The sequence below is a fragment of the Pseudomonas sp. G11 genome (assembly GCF_029457515.1).
GTDB lineage: Bacteria > Pseudomonadota > Gammaproteobacteria > Pseudomonadales > Pseudomonadaceae > Aquipseudomonas > Aquipseudomonas gorinensis.
The window spans coordinates 767,276-791,400 of sequence record NZ_CP120377.1 but is presented as its reverse complement, the minus strand read 5'-3'; the positions used below and the strand labels follow the sequence as shown (position 1 = coordinate 791,400).

Sequence of the window (24,125 nt, the reverse complement as noted above, 5' to 3'; positions counted from 1 at the left end):
GAACGATCAGAGCTGGTCCCAGGCGGTCTGCCAATGATGGCCTACACCCGGCTCAAAGCCATTGGCGGTTGGCAGGTACTGTTTGCAGTAGCCCGAACTCGGAAACGGCTTGCACTCATACACTTCGCCGGTTTGCGGATGCAACACGCGAGTGCCTGCTTCGTAACTGGCCAGACCTTCAGGGAACACGAAGTGATAGTCCTTCGCGCCCCCTTCACCCGTCAGGTTGACGGCCTGGGTATCCTGGCGAGTGGTACGACCATCTGTGGTGGTGCCCAGCAAGGTCATGTGGTGAAGCCCTGGCTCGCTGCGAACATCCATTTCAAGCCAGTTACTGGTGCCTTGCGCAAGCGCTTTGACGGTACCCACCGGCTTGTTGCTGGCATTGAACAGCGTCGCTTCGACATTCATATCGCGGTTGGCGATCATGGCGAAGCGAACCTTCGCGCGGCCCTTATCCAAAACGTACTCTTCGGCGAACGCCGACAGCGCCATGCGTGCCTCGGTATCTTCCTTGACGTCCATCGCCAGCTCATAACGAATCACGCCGCTGTCTTTCTGAGCGAACAGATTGTTCTTGCCTTTGACCGGCGCTATACCGCCCTGCTCATCGCGAATGCCCGCTTGAATCAGGGTCTGGGTCTGGTTGATCTTTTCAGCCAGTTTGAACGCCCAATTCTGCGGTTGGCCCTCTTCGGCATTGTCTATCGAGATTTCGACGGTGTACGCCGCGCTTTCGCCCATGGCGGTGAAGGCACGAGCCTTGACCTTGTCGCCCACCAGCAACGTGGCGGATGGCGTGATGCTACCGACGGCGCTCCAACCGCCCGGTAATTCGGGTTCGGCCAGGATGTCCACGTCGACGACGTTGTAGAACGCCGCATCGGTATCACCGACGGTCCAGATACCGAGGAGCACATGAGAGCCCGTCTTGTCTTGAGGGATCACACACGCATGTTTTTCGCCGCTGACCGGCAGTACATTGCCACCCTCCACGACACAGAACGGCGTACCGTCAAACGATGCACGCTTGAGCGGCTCATTGGGGTTCCATCCGTTGCGGGTGATGAAGTACTCGTGCTTGGTGGCCGGGTGAGCCGCCGTGTACTTCCAGTCGAACGTGATATTTCGGTCTTTGATTTCAGTCTTGTGCCAGCGAGTGGCCGACTGCGCATCCATAGCCGAGAACAGGCCGATGCCACCACTGGCGATCTTACCGTCTACCGGCCCCTGCATCGGTTTACCGCCGACGCCAGCAGGAAACCCCTTGAAGGTTTCACCGACACTTTGAGGCTCGTACTGTGCACCACCACAGTCTTTATTCAGACCTTTCTGACATTGAAAGGCGCGTGACGGTGGATCATTCAAATAACCATGCGCCTGTGCACTTTGGGAGGGTAATAACAAGGCACTTAACAATGCCAACGACGAAACACCGCCCCAACGGGAAATATCTTTTTTAATCATACAATCCAGCCCTAACACACAACCCAATAAAAACCCATACTTTGCAATATGGAAGACGTTTTTCTACGGCTACTGCAAAACGAGCGAGATGGATTTTACGGGCGTTAAAAAAAATTAATGTAGGACAAGTTGAATTATCACGATTAAAAAAACAAGCTTCGACTAATGACCACCGCCCAAAAAGAATACTCCTACAAAAACACTGAAGTATCCCTACGATAGAAAGTCGCAACAGGAAATTTCTTATTATTTACTTAAACGACAAGCATCACCCTCTTCGAGGAAGAGGGTGATGAAGTTCTGACGGGAGTATTACTGATGGTATTGCGCGGACAACTCGTGCACGGCTTGCAGGAACGCGCCGGCATGGTCCGGGTTCACTTCCGGAGTGATGCCATGGCCGAGGTTGAACACATGCCCGGTGCCTTTGCCGTAGCTGGCCAGGATGCGGCCGACTTCGCTGCGGATCGCTTCCGGCTTGGCGTAGAGCACGGTCGGGTCCATGTTGCCTTGCAGCGCGACCTTACCACCGACACGACGGCGGGCTTCGCCGATGTCGCAGGTCCAATCCAGGCCCAGTGCATCGGCGCCGGCGTCGGCGATGCTTTCCAGCCACAGGCCGCCGCCCTTGGTGAACAGGATCACCGGCACTTTACGGCCTTCGTGTTCACGGATCAGACCGCTGACGATCTTGCGCATGTAGGCCAGGGAAAATTCCTGGTACGCCGCCGCCGACAGGTTGCCACCCCAGGTATCGAAGATCTGTACCGCTTGGGCGCCGGCCATGATCTGGCCATTGAGGTAAGAAGTGACCGACTGCGCCAGCTTGTCCAGCAGCAGGTGCATGGCCTGCGGGTTGTCGTAGAGCATGGCCTTGGTCTTGCGGAAGTCTTTCGACGAGCCGCCTTCGACCATGTAGGTAGCCAGGGTCCAGGGGCTGCCGGAGAAGCCGATCAGCGGCACGCGGCCATTGAGCTCACGGCGGATGGTGCTGACGGCGTCCATCACATAGCCGAGGTCTTTGTGGGGATCGGGAATCGGCAGGGCTTCGATATCGGCCAGGGTACTGATGACTTTCTTGAAACGCGGGCCTTCGCCGGTTTCAAAGTACAGGCCTTGGCCCATGGCGTCGGGGATGGTGAGGATATCGGAGAACAGGATGGCCGCGTCCAGTTGCGGGTAGCGGTCCAGCGGCTGCATCGTGACTTCGCAGGCGAACTCCGGGTTCATGCACAGGCTCATGAAGTCACCGGCGTGGGCGCGGCTGGCGCGGTATTCCGGCAGGTAGCGACCGGCTTGACGCATCATCCACACAGGGGTCACGTCTACAGGTTGCTTGAGCAGGGCACGAAGGAAACGGTCGTTCTTGAGGGCAGTCATGTCGGCATCCGCAAAAAAAGTGCGGGCATTTTCTCAGAGCGCGACGCAAAAGGCACGGGATGAGGCGTGCCTTTTATCTATCGGGTTGATTTACGACAATCTCTTGAACCTGCGCAAATCAAATGTGGGAGGGGGCTTGCCCCGATTGCAGTGTGTCAGTCTCAGTATCTGTAACTGAACCACCGCTATCGGGGGCAAGCCCCCTCCCACATTTTTGACCGCATTTCAGCCTGAAATGGGTTAGACGTTCAGGTAGTCCAGGATCCCTTCGGCGGCGTTACGGCCTTCGAAGATCGCGGTTACCACCAGGTCAGAGCCGCGCACCATATCGCCACCGGCGAAGATTTTCGGGTTGCTGGTCTGGTGCTTGTACTGGCCTTGTTCCGGGGCGACGACACGGCCCTGGCTGTCGGTCTGGATTTCGAACTGCTCGAACCAGGGGGCCGGGCTTGGGCGGAAGCCGAACGCAATGACCACGGCGTCGGCCGGGATGATCTCTTCGGAGCCCGGGATCGGCTCGGGGCTGCGACGGCCACGGGCGTCCGGTTCGCCGAGACGGGTCTCGACCACCTTCACGCCTTCGACACGGTCTTCACCCACGATGGCGATCGGCTGGCGGTTGTAGAGGAATTTCACGCCTTCTTCCTTGGCGTTCTTCACCTCTTTGCGCGAGCCAGGCATGTTGGCTTCGTCACGACGGTAGGCACAGGTCACCGACTTGGCGCCCTGGCGAATCGAGGTGCGGTTGCAGTCCATCGCGGTGTCACCACCACCCAGCACCACGACCTTCTTGCCCTTCATGTCGACGAAATCTTCCGGCGACTTTTCAAAGCCCAGGTTACGGTTGACGTTGGCGATCAGGAAATCCAAGGCGTCATACACGCCCGGCAGGTCCTCACCGGCAAAGCCGCCCTTCATGTAGGTGTAGGTGCCCATGCCCATGAACACGGCATCGTATTCGGCGAGCAGTTGCTCCATGGTCACGTCTTTACCGATTTCGGTGTTCAGGCGGAACTCGATGCCCATGCCGGTGAACACTTCACGACGGTTGCTCAGTACGGTTTTTTCCAGCTTGAACTCGGGGATACCGAAGGTCAGCAGGCCGCCGATTTCCGGGTTCTTGTCGAACACCACCGGGGTCACGCCGCCACGCACCAGCACGTCGGCGCAGCCCAGGCCCGCCGGGCCCGCACCGATGATCGCCACGCGCTTGCCCGTCGGTTTGACCTTGGACATGTCCGGACGCCAGCCCATGGCGAACGCGGTGTCGGTGATGTACTTCTCCACCGAACCGATGGTCACCGCGCCGAAGCCGTCGTTAAGGGTGCAGGCACCCTCGCACAGACGGTCTTGCGGGCACACCCGGCCGCAGACTTCCGGCAAGGTGTTGGTCTGGTGCGACAGCTCGGCGGCGGCGAGGATGTTGCCCTCGGCCACCAGCTTGAGCCAGTTGGGAATGAAGTTGTGCACCGGGCACTTCCATTCGCAATACGGGTTACCGCAACCCAGGCAGCGGTGGGCCTGGTCGGCCGACTGCTGGGGTTTGAAGGGTTCGTAGATTTCCACGAACTCTTTCTTGCGTTGACGCAACAGTTTCTTCTTCGGATCTTTGCGCCCGACATCGATGAACTGGAAGTCGTTATTCAGACGTTCAGCCATGTTAAAACCTCATCAAACTCTTCAGGCGCATATCACTGCGGGTTGGCACGGATGCTGGAAAGCAACGATTTCAGGTTGGCAGCCTTGGGCTTGACCAGCCAGAAACGACGCAGGTAATCATCGAGGTTCTCGGCGAGGTTACGACCCCATTCGCTGCCGGTTTCCTCGACGTACTCGTCCAGCACGTGCTGCAAGTGGTTACGGTAGGATTCCATCGCTTCGCCGCTGATCCGCTGGATCTCGACCAACTCGTGGTTGACCCGGTCGACGAAGGTGTTGTCCTGGTCCAGCACGTAGGCGAAACCGCCGGTCATGCCCGAACCGAAGTTGTAGCCGGTCTTGCCCAGTACCGCGACAAAGCCCCCGGTCATGTACTCGCAGCAGTGATCGCCAGTGCCTTCCACCACGGTGTGGGCACCGGAGTTACGCACGGCGAAACGCTCACCGGCCGTACCGGCGGCGAACAGCTTGCCGCCCGTGGCGCCATACAAGCAGGTGTTGCCGATGATGGCACTGTCCTGGGTCTTGTAGACGCTGCCTTTGGGCGGAACGATGACCAGCTTGCCGCCGGTCATGCCCTTGCCCACGTAGTCGTTGGCGTCACCTTCCAGGTACATGTGCAGGCCACCGGCGTTCCACACGCCAAAGCTCTGGCCCGCAGTGCCCTTGAAGCGGAAGGTGATCGGCGCTTTCGCCATGCCTTGGTTGCCGTGCTTGCGCGCGATTTCGCCGGAGATGCGGGCGCCGATGGAACGGTCGCAGTTGCAGATATCCAAAGCGAATTCGCCACCGCTGGCATCGTTGATCGAGGAAGCAGCCATCTCGACCATCTTCTCGGCCAGCAGGCCCTTGTCGAACGGTGGGTTGCGGTCCACCTGGCAGAATTGAGGCTTGTCTGCCGGGATGTGATCGCTGCCCAACAGTGGCGTCAGGTCCAGGTGCTGTTGCTTGGCGGTCTGGCCTTCGAGGACGTCCAGCAGATCGGTACGACCGATCAGCTCTTCGAGGGAGCGCACGCCCAGCTTGGCCAGCCACTCACGGGTTTCTTCGGCGACGTAGGTGAAGAAATTCACCACCATGTCGACGGTGCCGATGTAGTGATCCTTGCGCAGCTTCTCGTTCTGAGTGGCGACGCCGGTGGCGCAGTTGTTCAGGTGGCAGATGCGCAGGTATTTGCAGCCCAGGGCGATCATTGGCGCGGTGCCGAAGCCGAAGCTTTCGGCGCCGAGGATCGCGGCCTTGATCACGTCGAGGCCGGTTTTCAGGCCGCCGTCGGTCTGCACGCGCACTTTGCCACGCAGGTCGTTGCCGCGCAGGGTCTGGTGGGTTTCAGCCAGGCCCAGTTCCCACGGCGCACCGGCGTACTTGATGGAGGTCAGCGGTGAAGCACCGGTGCCGCCGTCGTAGCCGGAGATGGTGATCAGGTCGGCATAGGCCTTGGCCACGCCAGCGGCGATGGTACCGACGCCCGCTTCTGCTACCAGTTTCACCGAGACCAGCGCCTGCGGGTTGACTTGTTTGAGGTCGAAAATCAGCTGCGACAAGTCTTCAATCGAGTAGATGTCGTGGTGCGGCGGCGGCGAAATCAGGGTCACGCCCGGCACTGCGTAACGCAGCTTGGCGATCAAACCGTTGACCTTGCCGCCTGGCAGCTGGCCGCCTTCGCCGGGCTTGGCGCCTTGGGCAACCTTGATCTGCAGCACTTCGGCGTTGACCAGGTACTCCGGGGTCACCCCGAAACGGCCCGTCGCCACTTGCTTGATTTTCGAGCTCTTGATGGTGCCGTAGCGCGCCGGGTCTTCACCGCCTTCACCGGAGTTGGAACGCGCACCCAGGCGGTTCATGGCTTCGGCCAGGGCTTCATGGGCCTCAGGCGACAAGGCGCCCAGGGAGATACCGGCGGAGTCGAAGCGCTTGAGGATCGATTCCAGCGGTTCGATGTCGCTGATGGCCAGCGGCGTGTCCAGGGTCTTGACCTTGAACAGGTCGCGGATCATCGACACCGGGCGGTTATCCACCAGCGCGGTGTATTCCTTGAACTTGGCGTAGTCGCCCTGCTGCACGGCGGCTTGCAGGGTGCTGACCACGTCCGGGTTGTAGGCGTGGTATTCGCCACCGTGGACGAACTTGAGCAGGCCACCTTGCTGGATCGGCTTGCGCGCGCTCCAGGCTTCGGCGGCCAGGGCTTTCTGTTCGGCTTCGATATCGACGAAACGCGCACCCTTGATGCGGCTCGGCACGCCACGGAAGCTCAGCTCGCAGACTTCTTCGGACAGGCCGATCGCTTCGAACAATTGAGCACCGCGGTACGAGGTGACGGTGGAGATGCCCATCTTCGACAGGATCTTCAACAGGCCCTTGGTGATGCCCTTGCGGTAGTTCTTGAACACCTCATAGAGGTCGCCCAGTACTTCACCGGTACGGATCAGGTCACCCAACACTTCATAAGCAAGGAACGGGTACACCGCCGAGGCGCCGAAGCCGATCAACACCGCAAAGTGGTGCGGGTCACGGGCGGTGGCGGTTTCCACGAGGATGTTGGAGTCGCAGCGCAGGCCTTTTTCGGTCAGGCGATGGTGTACTGCACCAGTGGCCAGGGAGGCGTGGATCGGCAACTTGCCCGGCGCGATATGGCGGTCGGTCAGCACGATCTGGGTACGCCCGGCGCGCACAGCCTCTTCGGCCTGGTCGGCGACGTTGCGCACAGCGGCTTCAAGGCCGAGGCTCTCGTCGTAGTTCAGGTCGATGATCTGGCGGTCGAAGCCCGGACGCTCCAGGGTCATCAACGAACGCCACTTGGCCGGGGAAATGACCGGCGAGCTGAGGATCACGCGGGAGGCGTGCTCAGGCGACTCCTGGAAGATGTTGCGCTCGGCACCGAGGCAGACTTCCAGGGACATCACGATGGCTTCGCGCAGCGGGTCGATCGGTGGGTTGGTCACCTGGGCGAACTGCTGGCGGAAATAGTCGTACGGCGTGCGCACACGCTGGGACAGCACGGCCATCGGCGTGTCGTCACCCATGGAGCCGACGGCTTCGTAGCCTTGCTCGCCAAGCGGGCGCAGCACCTGGTCGCGCTCTTCGAACGTGACCTGGTACATCTTCATGTACTGCTTGAGCTGGTCGATGTCGTAGAACGCCGAACCGTGGTCGTTGTCTTCCATGGTCGCCTGGATGCGCAGGGCATTCTTGCGCAGCCATTGCTTGTAGGGGTGACGGGACTTCAGGCGGTTGTCGATCGCATCGGTGTCGAGGATCTGCCCGGTTTCGGTGTCCACGGCCAGGATCTGGCCAGGGCCGACGCGGCCTTTGGCGATCACGTCTTGCGGCTGGTAGTTCCACACGCCGATTTCCGACGCCAGGGTGATGAAACCGTTGGTGGTGGTCACCCAACGCGCCGGGCGCAGGCCGTTACGGTCGAGCAGGCACACCGCGTAGCGGCCGTCGGTCATCACCACGCCGGCCGGGCCGTCCCAGGGTTCCATGTGCATCGAGTTGTATTCATAGAACGCCCGCAGGTCGGGGTCCATGGTCTCGACGTTCTGCCACGCAGGCGGAATGATCATGCGCACGCCACGGAACAGGTCGATGCCGCCGGTGACCATCAGCTCGAGCATGTTGTCCATGCTGGAGGAGTCGGAACCGACGCGGTTGACCAGCGGGCCGAGCTCTTCGAGGTCCATCAAATCGTTGGCGAACTTGGTGCGACGGGCCACGGCCCAGTTACGGTTGCCAGTGATGGTGTTGATCTCGCCGTTGTGGGCGAGGAAGCGGAATGGCTGGGCCAGCGGCCATTTCGGCAGGGTGTTGGTGGAGAAGCGCTGGTGGAACACGCAGATTGCGGTTTGCAGGCGCTCATCGCTCAGGTCTGGATAGAAGGCGGTGAGGTCCGCCGGCATCATCAGGCCTTTATAAATGATGGTCTTGTGGGAAAAGCTGCAGATGTAGTGATCGGTGTCGGCAGCGTTGGCCACGGACGAACGACGACGGGACGTGAACAGCTTGATCGCCATGTCCTGGTCGCTCAGGCCATCGCCCGCGATAAACACTTGTTCGATCTGCGGCAGGCGCTCCAAGGCCAGGCGGCCGAGCACGCTGGTGTCGATCGGCACTTTGCGCCAGCCGACGAGTTGCAGGCCGGCAGCCAGGATTTCGCGGTTCATGTTCTCGCGAGCGGCTTCGGCTTTGACCGGGTCCTGGTTGAAAAACACCATGCCCACGGCGTACTGCTTGGGCAGGTCGACAGCGAAATGCTGTTTGGCGACGGCGCGCAGGAACAGGTCGGGCTTTTGAATCAGCAAGCCACAACCGTCACCGGTCTTGCCGTCGGCGTTGATCCCACCGCGGTGGGTCATGCAGGTCAGGGCCTCGATGGCCGTTTGCAAAAGGGTATGACTGGGCTCGCCCTGCATATGGGCAATCAGGCCGAAACCGCAGTTATCCTTGAATTCATCGGGTTGGTACAGACCTGCTTTCATAGACACTTTCTCACCAGGCTGCCTCTTATATCGAGGCAAATTTCTTTTCAATTCAACCGGTTACCTTCCACGCCGAACGTACGCCGGCTTTGCGGGGGCAAAAGGGAGGTCATTGTACACACCGACACAGACGCCCACAAATTTAGCGACGAAATGTCGCAAATCTATGTCGCATTTATGAAAGGTTTAAAGCGATATGCTGTGCTAGTCAAAACTTTTTTAATTCTGACCGCTACGACTCAAAAGCTACTGTGACGCAGACACCACAAAGCGCGCGGCCTTCAGGGCTGCACGCTTTGTTGTTTTTTTGAGGTGCCGAGAGGGCGGCCTGGGTAAGGCCGCCGGATCTTCAGCGAGTTGTTGCCAGTTCTTGTTGAACGCTGGCGACAGTGCGAGGCCAAGGTTTACCAGCCTGAACCTTCGCTGGCAAGGCCTTGATAGCGGATTCAGCTGCTGCGCGGCTGGAGAAGTTGCCGTAAGTGATCACGTAGAGAGGCTTGCCGTTGAGCACTTTCTTGAAATAACGGTACTCGCCGCCCTGCTCTTTCACGAACGCCTGGGCGTTGGCTTCGGAACTGGTGCCGAGAATCTGCACCACGAAGTTACCGGTAGGCTGGCTGCTGTACCAGCTGCTGCCGGCGGCACCGGCCTTGGCAACGGTCACGGGTTTTTCAGCAGGCTTGGCGGCCGGCGCCGGGGCTGGCTTGGCGACCGGTGCAGCTGCGACGGGCTTGGTGACAGGCGCAGGCTTGGCGGTCGCGACCGTCGGCGCTGGTGTCGGTTTTGCCGCCGGCTGACCGGCTGGCACGCCCGCAGGTGGCGCGGTGGTGGTCACGGTCGGCGGCGTGGCGCTGGAGCCTTCTACCGGCACGCCGTCGTCGCCTTCGGAGATGCCACCGGCTTCTTCGGCAAGCGGGCCGCGCATGACCGGCTGGCCCACCATCGGCAGGCTGGTCGGTTGACCGGAGTTGGCGAATTCTACGTTTGGCGTGGGCTTGCCCAGTGGCAACTGCGCCTGTTCGGTTGGCGCGCCGGCGGTCGTCGGTGCCTTGCTGCGGCCCGGGATCAACCAGGCGGCGGCAACGGCGACCACGACCACGGCGGAAATGGCCAATACGTGCTTCTTAGGCATAGTGAACCCCATCTTTGGACGCTTGACCGCAGAGCGGCTGGCAATCATGGCTTCGATCATTGCATCGCGGGCGACCTGATTGATGGTGCCAGGCCAGCCGTCGGAGCTTTCGTGAATATCAGAGATCTGTTGAGCGGAGAAAAGTTCGATGCCCTGCCCGGCGCCTTCAAGGCGTTGGGCCAGATATTCACGGGTTTCTTCCTCTTCGTAAGGCTGCAACTCAATGACGTGGAACAGCTCCTGTTCGCCACTGATCTGCTCCAGATCGGCGATCAGCGACGACTCACCGAACAGGAACACATGCGGGCGACCTTCCGGCGTACCGGCGGCCAGCGCCAACAGCGCTTCCAGGGCGGATTCGTCAAGCTGCTCGGCGTCATCCACCAGCAGGTAGACCTCCTGGCCGGTCAGGCCCAGTTGCACCACCTGCTTGAGAATCGCGTTCGGCTCGGCAGTGGGCACATCAAGAGCCTGGGCCACCTGGCGCAGTACACCCGCCGCATCACCGGCACCGCGAGCCGATACTACGACGCTCTGTACCGATTGCTTGTTGGTACTGGCGACCAGCGCCTGGCGCAACAGGGTCTTGCCACTGCCCAGTGGGCCGGTGACCACCAGCAGCAACTGGCTGTAGCGCGCGAGATGGTGCAACTGGCCGAGCACCGGCTTGCGCTGGGCCGGGAAAAATTTGAAACCAGGCACCCGTGGAGCAAAAGGGTCGTGGCTTAACTGGTAATGGCCGAGGAACGCCTCGTCGGCATGCAAACTAGTCATCGGGATCTTATTAACCTTTAAGCTGGGCCAGGGCGCGGTAATCCGCTCCCAGCGTGGCCTGTAAAATCTCTTTCGGATAATCGTCGGTCACTACCGCTTCACCCATGTGGCGCAACAGCACCAGTCGCAGTCGACCGTCGATCACTTTCTTGTCTATCGCCATATGTTCGAGGAAGTCTGCCTCGGTCATCTCGGTAGGCGGGATGACCGGCAAGCCGGCGCGCTGGAACAGGCGGATACCGCGATCACGCTCCTGGGCGCTGATCCAGCCCAGGCGTTGCGACATCTCCAATGCCATCACTGTGCCAGCCGCTACGGCCTCTCCATGCAACCACACACCATAGCCCATGTGGGTTTCGATCGCATGGCCGAAGGTGTGCCCGAGGTTCAAGGTGGCCCGTACGCCGGACTCCCGTTCATCGGCGTTCACCACCAACGCCTTGGCGGCGCAGGAGCGGGAAATCGCTTCGGTCAGCGCCACCTGGTCGAGGGCGCGCAGGGCGTCGACGTGTTCTTCCAGCCAGGTCAGGAACGGTTCGTCGCAGATCAGCCCGTACTTGATGACTTCGGCCAGCCCCGCCGACAGCTCGCGCGGTGGCAATGTGTTGAGGGTCGCGGTGTCGATCAGCACGGCTTGAGGCTGATAAAACGCACCCACCATGTTCTTGCCCAGCGGGTGGTTGATGCCAGTCTTGCCGCCCACCGACGAATCAACCTGGGACAACAGGGTGGTGGGCACCTGGATAAAGTCCACGCCACGCTGGTAACAGGCGGCCGCAAAGCCGGCCATGTCACCGATCACGCCGCCGCCGAGGGCGACCACGGTGGTGCGGCGGTCATGGCGTGCGGTGAGCAGACCATCGAAGATCAGTTGCAGGGTTTCCCAGTTCTTGTGGGCTTCGCCGTCGGGCAATACCACGGAGATCACCGAATAAGCCGCCAGGCTGCGGCTCAGACGCTCAAGATACAGCGGCGCGACCGTTTCGTTGGAGATGATCGCCACTTGCCGCCCGGCAATGTGCGGTGCGAGCAACTCGGGCTGGTCCAGCAGACCTTCGCCAATATGGATCGGGTAGCTGCGCTCGCCTAGATCGACCTTAAGTGTCTGCATGTGTCCCCGCGTTGAAGATGTTTTGACGACCGGTAACGTCGAAATCCGACGCCACCTGATGGCTCTACGCCACACCCCGCAGGGTGATAACGCGCCGCCGAGAATAACGCATTTCGGGCCTGGCTTTAACGGGGTGGCAACCGTTGCAGGCGCTCAAGAATGTCGAGTACCACCATACGAGGCGGCCGCTCATCGGTTTCCACCACCAGATCGGCGATTTCCCGATACAACGGATCGCGCAGCGCCAGCAGATCCCGCAAGGTTTTCGCCGGGTCGGCGGTGCGCAGCAATGGGCGATTGCGATCGCGAGCAGTGCGGCCCACCTGCTGCTCGACCGACGCATGCAGATAGACCACCCGACCACCGGCATGCAGGGCCCGGCGATTTTCCTCGCGCATCACCGCGCCACCGCCGGTCGCCAATACCACGCCATCGCAGCCGCACAGCTCGGCAATCATCGCCTGCTCGCGGTCGCGAAAGCCCAGCTCGCCTTCCTTATCGAAGATCCATGGGATATTGGCGCCCGTGCGCAATTCAATTTCCTTGTCGGAATCTTTGAATGGCAGGCGCAGCTCTTTGGCCAGCAAACGGCCGATGGTGCTTTTGCCAGCGCCCATCGGTCCTACAAGAATCAAATTTCGCACAGAATCAACGACTCACAGCAATCGCCTGGTTATTCATAATACGCGGAGTCAGGAATACCAGCAGCTCGGATTTTTTCTCCGCCAGCACATCGCGCCGGAAAAGGCGGCCAAGATACGGCACATCGCCGAAAAATGGCACTTTATCTACCACTTTGCTTTGGGTATTCGAGAAAACCCCGCCGATGACGATGGTCTCGCCATCCTTGACCAGCACCTTCGCGTTCACCTCGTTTTTCTTGATCGGCGGTACGTCGTTGAGCTTGTTCAGGTAGTCGGGCTCGTCCTTGGTGACCTTGACCTCCATGATCACGCGGTCGTCAGGCGTGATTTGCGGGGTGACCTCCAGTGACAGCGAGGCCTCCTTGAAGGACACCGAGGTGGCGCCACTGGAGCTGGATTCCTGGTAGGGGATCTCGGTGCCCTTGAGGATGCGCGCGGTTTCCTTGTCGGACGTCACTACCTTGGGTTGCGAGACGATTTCGCCATTGCCGGTCTTCTCCATGGCCGTCAGTTCCAAGTCCAGCAGCAGGTTATCGGTGATAAACGCGACGCCCAGCCCTGAGGTGCCCGTAACCGCGCCCAGGTCGACAAAGGGCGAACTGGGCGGGTTATCCGGCAGTTCCTCGCCGCTCGCCAAGGGTTTGCTGATACCACCTGCGCCCCACTTGCCGTGACTCAATCGACCGCCCCAACGCGCGCCCAGGCTTTTGTCATAGTCAACGTTGGCCTCGACAATCCGCGCCTCGATCATCACCTGGCGCACCGGGATGTCCAACTGCGCCACGATCCGCCGCAGCTCCTCCAAGCGCTCGCCGGTCTGGTAGGCGATGATGTTATTGGTGCGATCATCCACCGCCACCGAACCGCGCTCATCGGTCGCGCCCTCGTGCCCCGTCACCGACTGGAACAGCTTGGCTAGGTCCGCTGCCTTGGCGTAGTTGACCTGTAACAGTTCGCGGCGCAGTGGCGCGAGTTCGGCCATCTGCCGCCGCGACTCCAGGGTCAGCAGTTCGCGGGCGGCCAGCTCGTCGGCAGGCGCCACCAGCAAGACACCGGCCTTGATGCGCTTGTCCAAGCCCTTGCTTTGCAACACCAGGTCCAGGGCTTGATCCCAGGGCACGTCCCTGAGCCGCAGGGTGATCGCGCCCTGCACTTCGTCGCTGGCCACCAGATTGAGGCCCGCCACATCGGCGATATGTTGCAGCACCGCGCGTAGCTCGATGTTCTGGAAATTGAGGCTCAGCTTGTCGCCGGAGTAGCTCGGCGACGCGCTTTCGGGTGGCGGCAGCTGGATCAGGTCCACACGATTGGGCACAGCGAAAACCATCGGTGCCGTGAACGCTATCCATAGCGCCACACCGAAGGACGAGAAAGTCCTTTTCATTGTTTGATTCCGTTATGAGTTGACGTTGAGTACGAGGGTTCGTGGGCGCTCCAGCCAGGCACCCTGTTCATTCGGGAAAAGCTCGACCAGTTCGACATGACCATCATGAATGGCGGTCACCCGACCATGGTCGGGCCCCAGGTAGTCACCCACTGCGAGCCGATGCACCGCGGAGGCCGCCCGCAGCAGGGCAAAGCGCTGCACACCACGGGACAGCGTGCCGACCATTTCGAACTGGTCGATAGCGATAGCTTCGAGCGCGCCTCGTGGCCGCGCGAAGTCGGGGGCCTGGGTTGGCCGGCCTGGCGTGTGATGTACCTGCAACGCGGGCGGCTGGAAGGGATCGCGCAAGGACGAAGCGTCGTAGACAAAGTGCGGCCGCGGCTCGACGCCCTGGCCGAGCTCTACCGACCGGACACCTGGCGACGTACGCCGATAGGTCCTGGCCTGCAGGTCGAGGCGCAGCAGTGGCCCATCAGATCGCAGAGCCAGATCGTGTACCGTGACGATTCGCGACAACCCGGCCAGAGCGCTCAGGAATGTCGCCAGGTCGTGATACCCCCCGGTGACAGCCATTTGCACGGGCTGCTCGATATACAAGGCGTGCGCCTGCTCATCCAACAGGACGATGCCCTCGACTGCCAAGCCATTGGCGACGCCCAACCGCGCTATGTCTTCAAGCAGCCTTGGCACTTCAGCCTCTTGGGACAACGCCTGCAAAAGCCCGGCGAAGCGCTGTTGCATCGCCTGGAACTGTTGGGTTTGCTGTTCAAGCGCGGCGACCAGCCCAACTTTCTCGGCGAGCTGCTGCCGCAAGCCTCCTTCCTGCACCTCGAGTACCTTCAACCGGTCCCGCGACGGACTCAGGCATGCAGCCTCGCCCACTACCAGCACCAGGCCGGCGAGCGCGCAGCCGAGCAGGACCTTGCCAGGCAAGGGCCATTTCGCAGCGTGGTGAGAGAGTGCAAAAAAGTCGAGCCTGGGCAGGCTCATGGCTGGGCCTCGGTGGACGCTCCCTGGCGTACCATCAATTGAAACCCGTTGCTGCCCCGCTCGCCTTCCGCCCGCACCTGTTGCAGACGCGTCGCGTGGGCGCCTTCGGAGGCGTCCAGGCGGCGCATCAACTGGGCGATATCCTGGCTCGAATCAGCGCTGCCGCTGATGCTCACCGTATTGCCCTTTGCCACGACCTCATGCAGATGTACGCCATCAGGCACCGCACGGGCCAGTTGATCCAACAACCGCGCGCTGCCGGAGCGGGCGTCATGCAGGTCCTGCACGACTTTCATGCGCTCCGCCAGTTGCTGGCTTTGCACCTGCAGGTCGTCGATGGTCTTGATGCGCGCGTCCTGGACAGTGATTTCCTTGCCCAGGTGATTGTTACGCGTCACCTGCCGGTCGATCGCCTGGTCGATAACCTGGTCCGCCAGCCATACCGCCGCCAGAGCCACGCAGGCAAACGCCAGCAACAGCATCAGGAGATACTTGCGCCGCCGCTCCGCCAGTGCCTGGCGCCAGGGCAAAAGATTGATTCGTGTCATCCAGCGAAACTCCTCAGGGCCAACCCGCAGGCTACTCCCATCCCTTGGGCATCCAAGGCCCACTGTGCGCCATCGACTCGACGGCCCGGCGTGAAGCTGGCGAAATCCTGACTGCTTGCGCGCGCCAATGCAAACCCTTCCACATCGACCACTCGCGGCACCAACCCGGCCAAGGCCAGAACCGCCTCACGCGCCTCGACCTGCTCCTTGAGGCATGCCGCCAGCAACACCTCGACCCGCTTCGGGTCCGCGGCCGATGGACCGCGCACCTGAAAGTCCAGGGCCATCTCCTCCAATGGGTAGGGAATGTATTGGTCTGCCTCCACCAGGATCATGCTGGCCATTTCATCGTCACTGAGCCCTGCCTCCATTTCGATCACCCGCGTGATCACCGAGGACCCAGACACGGCAATCGCCGCCTGCCGGGCCGACGTATGCAGCCGGGACAACGCCTGCTGCAGCGCCAGCCCGATGCCCTCAAGGTCGAGCAACGTGCCATCGACCACCGCGCGGGCCGGCAGGGCCTGCGTGGCATAGCCTTGAACGGTGTAGCCGCTGGCTGAACGCCCCAGCTCGACCAGTTTGATCCCCGCTTCATTGATATCGACCCCCAGGACGGTGTCGACTTTTCGCCTGAAAAATCCCTTTACCATAAAACTCCTCATTGCTTTCCCTGTCATACCGCCTGATTGCGGCCGGGCACCCTGCATTCGGTCGGCTTGTTTAAGAGGCGCGAATGACGCCCCAAGGCGAAAAATGCTTTAATGCCCAGCGTTTTTTCCCGCTTTTTATCTGCAGGTCGGGTCGATCCATCGTTTCCCATGCATACCCCGGCGCCTAACTCATTCTTTTCTCTGGAAATCCAAAAGCCTTGATTCGTCTGCTGAAGTTTTTCGGGTACTCCATCATCGCGATCGTCTGCGGGCTACTGCTCGTACTCAGCGGGGCCTACCTCTACCTTAGTCCGGGTTTGCCCTCTGTAGAGGCCCTGAGAAGCATCCAGTTGCAGATTCCTTTGCGGGTCTACAGCAGCGATGAAAAACTGATCGCAGAGTTCGGCGAAATGCGCCGTACCCCGATCCGTTTCGCCGACATCCCGCCCAATTTCATCAGCGCATTGCTGTCGGCTGAAGACGATAATTTCGCCAACCACTACGGTGTCGACCCCAGCAGCCTGGTACGGGCCGCCACGCAGTTGGTCAAAAGCGGACACATTCAATCCGGCGGCAGCACCATCACCATGCAGGTGGCGAAGAACTTCTTCCTCACCAGCGAACGCAGTTTTTCGCGTAAAGCCACCGAGATTCTCCTGGCCTTACAGATCGAACGTCAGCTGACCAAGGACGAAATCCTCGAGCTGTACGTCAACAAGATCTACCTGGGCAACCGCGCCTACGGCATCGAAGCCGCATCCCAGGTGTACTACGGCAAGTCGATTCGTGACGCCAGCCTGGCGCAGATGGCGATGATTGCCGGCCTGCCCAAGGCGCCGTCGCGCTTCAACCCCCTGGCCAACCCGGCGCGCAGTAAAGAACGCCGCGACTGGATCCTGGGCCGCATGTACAAGCTGGGCAAGATCGACCAGGCCGCCTATGAAAGTGCGGTGGCCGAGCCGCTGAACGCCAGCTACCACGTGCCGACGCCGGAAGTGAACGCCCCGTATATCGCCGAGATGGCGCGGGCCGAGATGGTCGGCCGCTATGGCAGCGATGCCTATACCGAAGGTTTCCGCGTCACGACCACAGTGTCGAGCGACTTGCAGGAAATCGCGAATACCTCGTTGCATTCCGGCCTGATCACCTACGATCAGCGCCACGGCTATCGCGGCCCTGAGTCGCGCCTGCCGGGCAAGACCCTGAGCGCCTGGACCGCCGAGCTGGGCAAGCAGCGCGCGATCAGCGGCCTGGAGCCGGCCATCGTCATCCAGGTGCAAAAGGATGGCCTGCAGGTACTGACCCGTACCGGCGAAGCCCATGTCGCATGGGACAGCATGAAATGGGCACGCCCATTCCTGAATACCAACAGCATGGGCCCAATGCCCAAGCAGCCGTCAGACGTGGCGCAGGTGGGTGACCTGATCCGCGTGCAACGCCAGAAAGACGACAGCCTCAAATTCAGCCAACTCCCCGTGGCCCAGGGCGCCTTGGTGTCCCTCGACCCACAGAACGGCGCAATCCGCTCCCTGGTCGGCGGCTTTGCCTTCGAGCAGAGCAACTACAACCGCGCGACCCAGGCCAAGCGCCAACCGGGTTCGAGCTTCAAGCCGTTCATCTACAGCGCCGCACTGGATAACGGCTACACCGCCGCCAGCCTGGTCAACGACGCGCCGATCGTGTTTGTCGATGAGTACCTGGACAAGGTCTGGCGCCCCAAGAACGACACCAACACGTTCCTCGGCCCGATTCGTATCCGCGAGGCGCTGTATAAGTCGCGCAACCTGGTGTCGATCCGCCTGCTGCAGGCGATGGGCGTAGGCAAGACCATCGACTACATCACCCGCTTTGGTTTCGCCAAGTCGGACCTGCCACCCAACTTGTCCCTGGCCCTGGGTACGGCGACCCTCACGCCGATGGAAATCGCCACCGGCTGGAGCACCTTCGCCAACGGCGGCTACAAGATCACGCCCTACCTGATCGACAAGATCGAAAGCCGCAATGGCGATACCCTGTTCACCGCCAACCCGCCACGCGTGCCGGGTGACGTGGTCAACGGCGTGGCAGCCAGCGATGGCATTGCGGCGCCTAGCCACGGTGGTATCACCATCGAGCCGACCCCAGGCACCGCCCCCGTAGCACCGGGCGCCGCCGCCACCGACCCACAGGTACCCGCCGTGGCAGAGCGCGTGGTCGACGGTCGCACCACTTATATCCTCAACAGCATCCTCGAAGACGTGATCAAGAAGGGTACCGGCCGCCGCGCCCTGGCCCTGGGCCGCGCGGATATCGCAGGCAAGACCGGTACGACCAACGAATCCAAGGATGCCTGGTTCTCCGGCTACAACGGCGACTACGTGACCACCGTCTGGACGGGCTTCGACCAACCGGAAAGCCTTGGCCGCCGCGAGTTCGGTGGCACCGTCGCATTGCCGATCTGGATGAGCTACATGGGCGCGGCATTGAAGGACAAACCGCTGCATACCCAACCGGAACCTGAAGGCATCCTGAGCCTGCGGATCGACCCGGTGAGTGGCCGTGCGGCATCGCCGAGCACCCCGAATGCGTACTTCGAGCTGTTCAAGAGCGAAGACACCCCGCCCTCGGTCAACGAGCTGGGCAATGGCGTTGCACCGGGCAGCCCGCTGCCAGCGGATGAGGCAGCGCCGATCGATTTATTCTGACCTGGGCCTCATGTGGGAGGGGGCTTGCCCCCGATAGCAGTGGACCAGCCAGCTCATCGAGTGACTGACACACCGCCATCGGGCAAGCCCCCTTCCACATTGGGGCCTTCAAAAATCTTCAGATAACGGTCACCCAACAAAAAGCCCCGACTCGTGAGAGCCGGGGCTTTTTGTTGGTGCGCTACAACGGCTTAGCCGTTGAACACATCATCCACGCTTTGCAGCGGGTAGTTCTTCGGATACGGCAGGGTCGCCACACCGGTCTCGATGGCGGCCTTGGCCACGGCATCGGAGATCACGGTGATCAAGCGCTTATCCATTGGTTTCGGGATGATGTACTCACGGCCGAATTCCAGCTTGGCGCCACCGTAGGCATCGCACACATCCTGAGGGACTGGCAGCTTGGCCAGTTCACGCAGGGCGTTTGCGGCAGCCACTTTCATTTCTTCGTTGATGCGCTTGGCGCGAACGTCCAAGGCACCACGGAAGATGAACGGGAAGCCCAGTACGTTGTTGACCTGGTTCGGGTAATCGGAACGGCCGGTGGCCATGATCACGTCGTCGCGGGTGGCGTGAGCCAGCTCCGGGGCGATTTCCGGGTCCGGGTTGGAGCAGGCGAACACGATCGGGTTGGCCGCCATAGCCTTCAGGCCTTCAGCGCTCAGCAGGTTCGGGCCGGACAGGCCGACGAACACGTCGGCACCGTCAAGGGCCTCAGCCAGGGTGCGCTTGGAGGACGGGTGGGCAAACATCGCCTTGTACTGGTTCAGGTCGGTACGCTCGGACTGGATCACGCCCTTGCTGTCGACCATGTAGATGTTTTCCAGCTTGGCGCCCATGCTGACGATCAGCTTCATGCAGGAGATGGCCGCAGCGCCAGCACCCAGACAGACGATCTTGGCGTCAGCCAGGGTTTTGCCAGCGATTTCCAGGGCGTTGATCATGCCGGCCGCGGTAACGATCGCGGTGCCGTGCTGGTCATCGTGGAATACCGGAATGTCGCACTGCTCGATCAGGGCCTTTTCGATCTCGAAGCACTCAGGTGCCTTGATATCTTCCAGGTTGATGCCACCGAAGGTGATGGAAATGCGCTTAACGGTGTCGATGAAAGCCTGCGGGCTTTCGGAATCGACTTCGATGTCGAAAACGTCGATGCCGGCAAAGCGCTTGAACAGCACGCCTTTACCTTCCATGACTGGCTTGGAGGCCAATGGGCCGAGGTTACCCAGGCCAAGGATCGCGGTGCCATCGGAAATCACTGCAACCAGGTTGCCTTTGCCGGTGTACTTGTACGCCAGCTCAGGGTCGCGGGCGATTTCACGTACGGGCTCGGCAACGCCAGGGCTGTAGGCCAGCGACAGGTCGCGGGCAGTGGCAGTGGCCTTGGTGAGCTCTACACTCAGCTTTCCTGGACGAGGATGGGCATGATATTCGAGAGCGGCAGTTTTCAAATCAGACATATCGGCATTCCGCTTTTACTGTTGGTCGACGGACCGCCGAGGATACTCGTGTCGCAAAGTCCCTACAAGACTGGGCAGTCACCGGTGTCAAGGGCCCTGCACTAAGACTTTCGGCCAAGAGCCACGGGATACAAGGGCTTAACTGTTCACAATCGACACAAAAAATGTCTACAATTTTTTCTCAAGGCGTGGTTTTCAACATGCCGGGGGCGGTCAGTGGCAGGAGCCAACGGGCCTGTCCACTTTTCAGGCCGCCACGTCGCGCACGATCCTGTACCCAGCCACGCGCCTCGATCGAGCGGCCTTGCAGACCATCGAGCAGCACCGTGTCGAATTGACTGATCAAATCGGGCGCAATGCGTAATACCAGCGCCCCTTGCAATTCAATCCAGATTCCGCCGCGATTGCGCTCTATCCTGCTGACCCGGCCGCCGACCACGGCAAACCCGGAACGCTTGAGCTGCTCCGCGCTTTGCACCGGCGATTGGCGCCACACCCCCAGGCGTGCCTGGCGAGCGCTGTCTTCCGCCGCCTGCTGACAGGTGACAAGGTCGACATTCGGCGCCACGCCCACCTGGAAACCCAGGCCGTCGGCCAGCAGTTGTGCCTCCAGGTTCTCGCCGTTGGCACCGTAGAGGTGGGCCAGCGTGCGACCATAATGATCCTTGCGCTCACGCCCCGGCACCAGGCCCACGCGCCCCTCACTGGCGTCCACCAGTGTCTGCAGGCGCAGGCGGGCGGCAACGGCAAAAGGTTCGTCGGGGCGGCCCTTCTTACCGATTTCCGGCGCGTTGAGGCCGATCATACGCACGCTGCGGCCATCCTTGAGGCGCACCGTGTCGCCATCCACCACGCGCTGCACGTCTACGCGCGCCAGGGCCGCCGGTGCGGGGCAGAACACCTGGGCCTGGGCCGCCGACAGCCAAATCCCAGGCACAAAAAAGGCGCCCACAAGGGACGCCTTTTTCAACAGCTGGCAAAAGCCCATAAGGCCCTTGAGCCTTACTCTGCTGGAGTAGCAGCAGGCTTCTTGCCGAAAGCACCAAAGCGATCTGCGAAGCGCTGTACACGGCCGCCGGTGTCCAGAGTTTTCTGCTTACCGGTGTAGAACGGGTGGCACTCGTTGCATACGTCAGTACCCAGTGGCTTGCACAGGTTCGAGCGAGTTTCGAACTTGTTGCCGCAGCTGCAGGTTACTTCGATGGTTTCGTACGCTGGATGGATATCGGCTTTCATGGTGACTTCCTCGGGCTAGCGTGCCGCCACTCGACACTATTGTCGAATACCGCACGTAATTAGGCCGCGGATTCTACCAGACCTTTTTAAACGCGCAAGCGTCGACGCCCGTCGCCGGTAAAGATAAAAGCGCCTTTCATCAGAAAACAACGGCATAGCCTGGCCCTTGCGGGAGCGCTCTGGCTCGCGATGCAGGCACCGCAGTGCTGCATGCTCACCGCCGGTCTGCTAGTCTCCCGCCCCTGCGCCACCGCCTGCCCTTATAGATGAGACCCCCCGCGTGCCCGACGCCATCCTGCGCCTCGCCCTGCCCTCGCCCCTGCGCCGCCTGTTCGACTACCGGGCCCCAGCCGGTGTGCTGCGCGCGCAGTTGCAGCCGGGCATGCGCGTGCGCGTGCCGTTTGGCCGCAGGGAGATGATCGGCATCCTGGTGGAAGTCGCCGACCACAGCGAAGTGCCCGCCGAAAAACTCAAGCCCGCCGTGGCCATCCTTGATGCCACGGCGCCTCTGCCGCCCGCGCTGTTCAAGCTGTGCCTGTGGACCGCCCAGTATTACCAGCACAGCCTGGGCGACACATTGAGCTGGGCGCTGCCCGTACTGCTGCGCCAGGGCGAGCCGGCCGAGGCGCGCCAGGAGCGCTTCTGGTCGATGGTGCCCGGCGCGCGCCTTGACGACCCACGCATCGCCCGTGCCCCGCGCCAGCGTGAAGCCCTCGCCACCCTGGCCCAGCACCCCCATGGCGTCGCGCATCAGCTATTAAGCAAGCTGATGCTGAGCAAAGACAGCCTCGACCTGCTGCTGGCCAAGGGCCTGGTGCAAGTGGAAATCCGCAAGCACGCCCCCGACCCACGCCACGAACACTGGCTGGCCCAGCCGGAATTGCCGCTCAACCCCGAACAACGCGCCGCGTACGAAGCCATTCGCGCCGGTTTCGACTGTTTCCACGCATTCCTGCTGGCCGGTGTCACCGGCAGCGGCAAGACCGAAGTCTATTTGCAGCTGATCCGCGAAACCCTGCAAGCCGGCAAGCAGGCGCTGGTGCTGATCCCCGAAATCAACCTGGGCCCGCAGACCCTGGCGCGTTTCGAGCAACGCTTCAACGCGCGTATCGCCCTGGTGCATTCGGCGGTCAACGACCGGGAGCGCCTGGAGTCCTGGCTGGCGGCGCGGGACGGCGAAGCAGACATCATTATCGGCACCCGTTCGGCGCTGTTCACGCCGATGAAAAATCCCGGGCTGATCATCATCGACGAGGAGCACGACGGCTCCTATAAACAGCAGGAAGGCCTGCGCTATCACGCCCGCGACCTGGCGCTGGTGCGCGCCCGCCAGGAAGACATCCCGATCGTGCTGGGCTCAGCCACGCCGTCCCTGGAAAGCCTGCACAACGCCTACACCGGTCGTTATGGGCTGCTGCGCTTGAATGAACGGGCCGGCGGCGCCAAACAGCCCCGCTTCCTGCGCCTGGACGTGAAAAGCCGCCCGCTGGACAGCGGGATTTCCGGCCCGATGCAGCAGGCCATCGGCCAGACCCTCGCTGCCGGCCAGCAAGTCCTGGTGTTTCTCAACCGCCGTGGCTTTGCGCCGACGCTGCTGTGCCATGACTGCGGCTGGATGTCCGAGTGCGAGCGCTGCGATGCGCGCATGACCGTCCACCAGCGCCATGGCGAACTACGCTGCCACCACTGCGGCCATGTGGAGCGCGTGCCACGCCACTGCCCGCAGTGCGGCAAGGTCGACCTGCGCCCGGTGGGTGCCGGCACTGAGCGCGCCGAAGAGCGCCTGGGCATTCTGTTCCCGGACTACCCGGTACTGCGGGTCGATCGCGACAGCACCTCGCGCAAAGACGCGATGAACCAACTGTTCGCCACGATCCAGAAAGGCCAGCCGTGCATCCTGGTGGGCACGCAGATGCTTGCCAAAGGCCATCACTTTCCCCGGGTGACCCTGGTATCGATCCTGGATGCCGATGGTGGCCTGTTTTCCGGCGATTTCCGCGCCAGCGAGCGCATGGCACAACTGATCGTGCAGGTCGCCGGGCGCGCCGGGCGGGCCGAGGAGCCGGGCAAGGTGATCATCCAGACACACCTGGCCGACCATCCACTGCTGATTCAACTGACAGAACAAGGCTACTTCGCCTTCGCCGAGCAGGCGCTGAGTGAACGCCGCTCCGCTGGCCTGCCGCCCTTTGCGCACCTGGCGTTGCTGCGCGCCGAAGCCCACAAGCCGGGGCAGGCCGAAGGTTTTCTGGATGAAGCGTGCAGCGCTGCCGAACGCTTGCTCGGCGAACTGGGCCTGGGCGGCATCGAATTGCTCGGCCCCGTGCCCGCCCCCATGGAGCGCCGCGCCGGACGTTATCGCGCTCAACTACTCCTGCAAGCCACCTCCCGCGCGCCCCTGCACCGGCTATTAAGTAGCTGGTTACTTGCGCTGGAGCAAATGCCCAGCGGCCGCCAGGTGCGATGGTCACTGGATGTAGACCCGGTAGATTTGTATTAAGCCTGGCCATAGGTCCTGCGAA

General features: G+C 61.6%; 16 protein-coding genes. 2 read left to right on the top strand and 14 right to left on the bottom strand.

The window, feature by feature from the left end:
* Positions 1 to 6 precede the first annotated feature (6 nt).
* From gbpA to pilM, 11 genes are all read right to left on the bottom strand, one after another.
* Positions 7 to 1,467 carry an N-acetylglucosamine-binding protein GbpA gene (gene gbpA, locus P2T68_RS03540; RefSeq protein ID WP_069075056.1) on the bottom strand — a complete coding sequence of 487 codons (1,461 nt, stop codon included), beginning with the start codon at positions 1,465 to 1,467 and terminating at the stop codon, positions 7 to 9.
* Positions 1,468 to 1,779: 312 nt separating this feature from the next.
* Complete coding sequence (gene hemE / locus P2T68_RS03535) at positions 1,780 to 2,847, bottom strand: uroporphyrinogen decarboxylase (RefSeq protein ID WP_069075057.1); 1,068 nt, start codon at positions 2,845 to 2,847, stop codon at positions 1,780 to 1,782.
* A gap of 240 nt (positions 2,848 to 3,087) precedes the next feature.
* Positions 3,088 to 4,506, bottom strand: coding sequence for an FAD-dependent oxidoreductase (locus tag P2T68_RS03530; RefSeq protein WP_024072968.1), 1,419 nt, complete (start codon positions 4,504 to 4,506; stop codon positions 3,088 to 3,090).
* A gap of 32 nt (positions 4,507 to 4,538) precedes the next feature.
* Positions 4,539 to 8,984 carry a glutamate synthase large subunit gene (gene gltB, locus P2T68_RS03525; RefSeq protein ID WP_024072967.1) on the bottom strand — a complete coding sequence of 1,482 codons (4,446 nt, stop codon included), beginning with the start codon at positions 8,982 to 8,984 and terminating at the stop codon, positions 4,539 to 4,541.
* Positions 8,985 to 9,333: 349 nt separating this feature from the next.
* A complete protein-coding gene (locus tag P2T68_RS03520) occupies positions 9,334 to 10,890 on the bottom strand; it encodes an AAA family ATPase (protein ID WP_102625307.1) in 1,557 nt (518 codons plus the stop codon).
* A 10-nt stretch (positions 10,891 to 10,900) separates the two neighbouring features.
* On the bottom strand, positions 10,901 to 12,001 hold the full coding sequence (gene aroB, locus P2T68_RS03515) for a 3-dehydroquinate synthase (RefSeq protein WP_024072965.1): 1,101 nt from the start codon (positions 11,999 to 12,001) through the stop codon (positions 10,901 to 10,903).
* Positions 12,002 to 12,126: 125 nt separating this feature from the next.
* Entirely contained in the window at positions 12,127 to 12,645 is a 519-nt protein-coding gene (aroK, locus tag P2T68_RS03510; protein ID WP_024072964.1) for a shikimate kinase AroK, read from the bottom strand.
* 4 nt (positions 12,646 to 12,649) lie between these two features.
* On the bottom strand, positions 12,650 to 13,972 hold the full coding sequence (locus tag P2T68_RS03505; protein ID WP_041160823.1) for a type IV pilus secretin PilQ family protein: 1,323 nt from the start codon (positions 13,970 to 13,972) through the stop codon (positions 12,650 to 12,652).
* A gap of 69 nt (positions 13,973 to 14,041) precedes the next feature.
* Complete coding sequence (locus P2T68_RS03500) at positions 14,042 to 15,022, bottom strand: pilus assembly protein PilP (protein ID WP_102625308.1); 981 nt, start codon at positions 15,020 to 15,022, stop codon at positions 14,042 to 14,044.
* Positions 15,019 to 15,570 (bottom strand): PilN domain-containing protein, encoded by a 552-nt coding sequence (locus P2T68_RS03495; RefSeq protein WP_024072961.1) that lies wholly within the window; start codon positions 15,568 to 15,570, stop codon positions 15,019 to 15,021. The genes P2T68_RS03500 and P2T68_RS03495 overlap by 4 nt, the downstream gene beginning before the upstream one ends.
* Positions 15,567 to 16,223 (bottom strand): type IV pilus assembly protein PilM, encoded by a 657-nt coding sequence (gene pilM / locus P2T68_RS03490; RefSeq protein ID WP_102625309.1) that lies wholly within the window; start codon positions 16,221 to 16,223, stop codon positions 15,567 to 15,569. The genes P2T68_RS03495 and pilM overlap by 4 nt, the downstream gene beginning before the upstream one ends.
* A gap of 218 nt (positions 16,224 to 16,441) precedes the next feature.
* Between pilM and P2T68_RS03485 the strand changes: the two genes are divergently transcribed.
* Positions 16,442 to 18,907, top strand: a complete 2,466-nt coding sequence (locus P2T68_RS03485; protein WP_024072959.1) for a penicillin-binding protein 1A — start codon at positions 16,442 to 16,444, stop codon at positions 18,905 to 18,907.
* A 191-nt stretch (positions 18,908 to 19,098) separates the two neighbouring features.
* On the opposite strand, the gene P2T68_RS03480 is transcribed toward P2T68_RS03485, so the two are convergent.
* The 3 genes from P2T68_RS03480 to rpmE all read right to left on the bottom strand — a co-directional run bounded on the left by P2T68_RS03480 (position 19,099) and on the right by rpmE (position 21,603).
* Positions 19,099 to 20,367 (bottom strand): malic enzyme-like NAD(P)-binding protein, encoded by a 1,269-nt coding sequence (locus P2T68_RS03480; protein ID WP_024072958.1) that lies wholly within the window; start codon positions 20,365 to 20,367, stop codon positions 19,099 to 19,101.
* A 181-nt stretch (positions 20,368 to 20,548) separates the two neighbouring features.
* The gene (locus P2T68_RS03475) at positions 20,549 to 21,355 is read right to left on the bottom strand and encodes a thermonuclease family protein (protein WP_069075064.1); all 807 of its coding nucleotides are present in this window, start codon (positions 21,353 to 21,355) and stop codon (positions 20,549 to 20,551) included.
* A 14-nt stretch (positions 21,356 to 21,369) separates the two neighbouring features.
* A complete protein-coding gene (gene rpmE, locus P2T68_RS03470; RefSeq protein WP_005784030.1) occupies positions 21,370 to 21,603 on the bottom strand; it encodes a 50S ribosomal protein L31 in 234 nt (77 codons plus the stop codon).
* Positions 21,604 to 21,883: 280 nt separating this feature from the next.
* Here rpmE and P2T68_RS03465 point away from each other — a divergent pair, with 280 nt between their 5' ends.
* Positions 21,884 to 24,103, top strand: coding sequence for a primosomal protein N' (locus tag P2T68_RS03465; RefSeq protein WP_069075065.1), 2,220 nt, complete (start codon positions 21,884 to 21,886; stop codon positions 24,101 to 24,103).
* Positions 24,104 to 24,125: the final 22 nt, after the last annotated feature.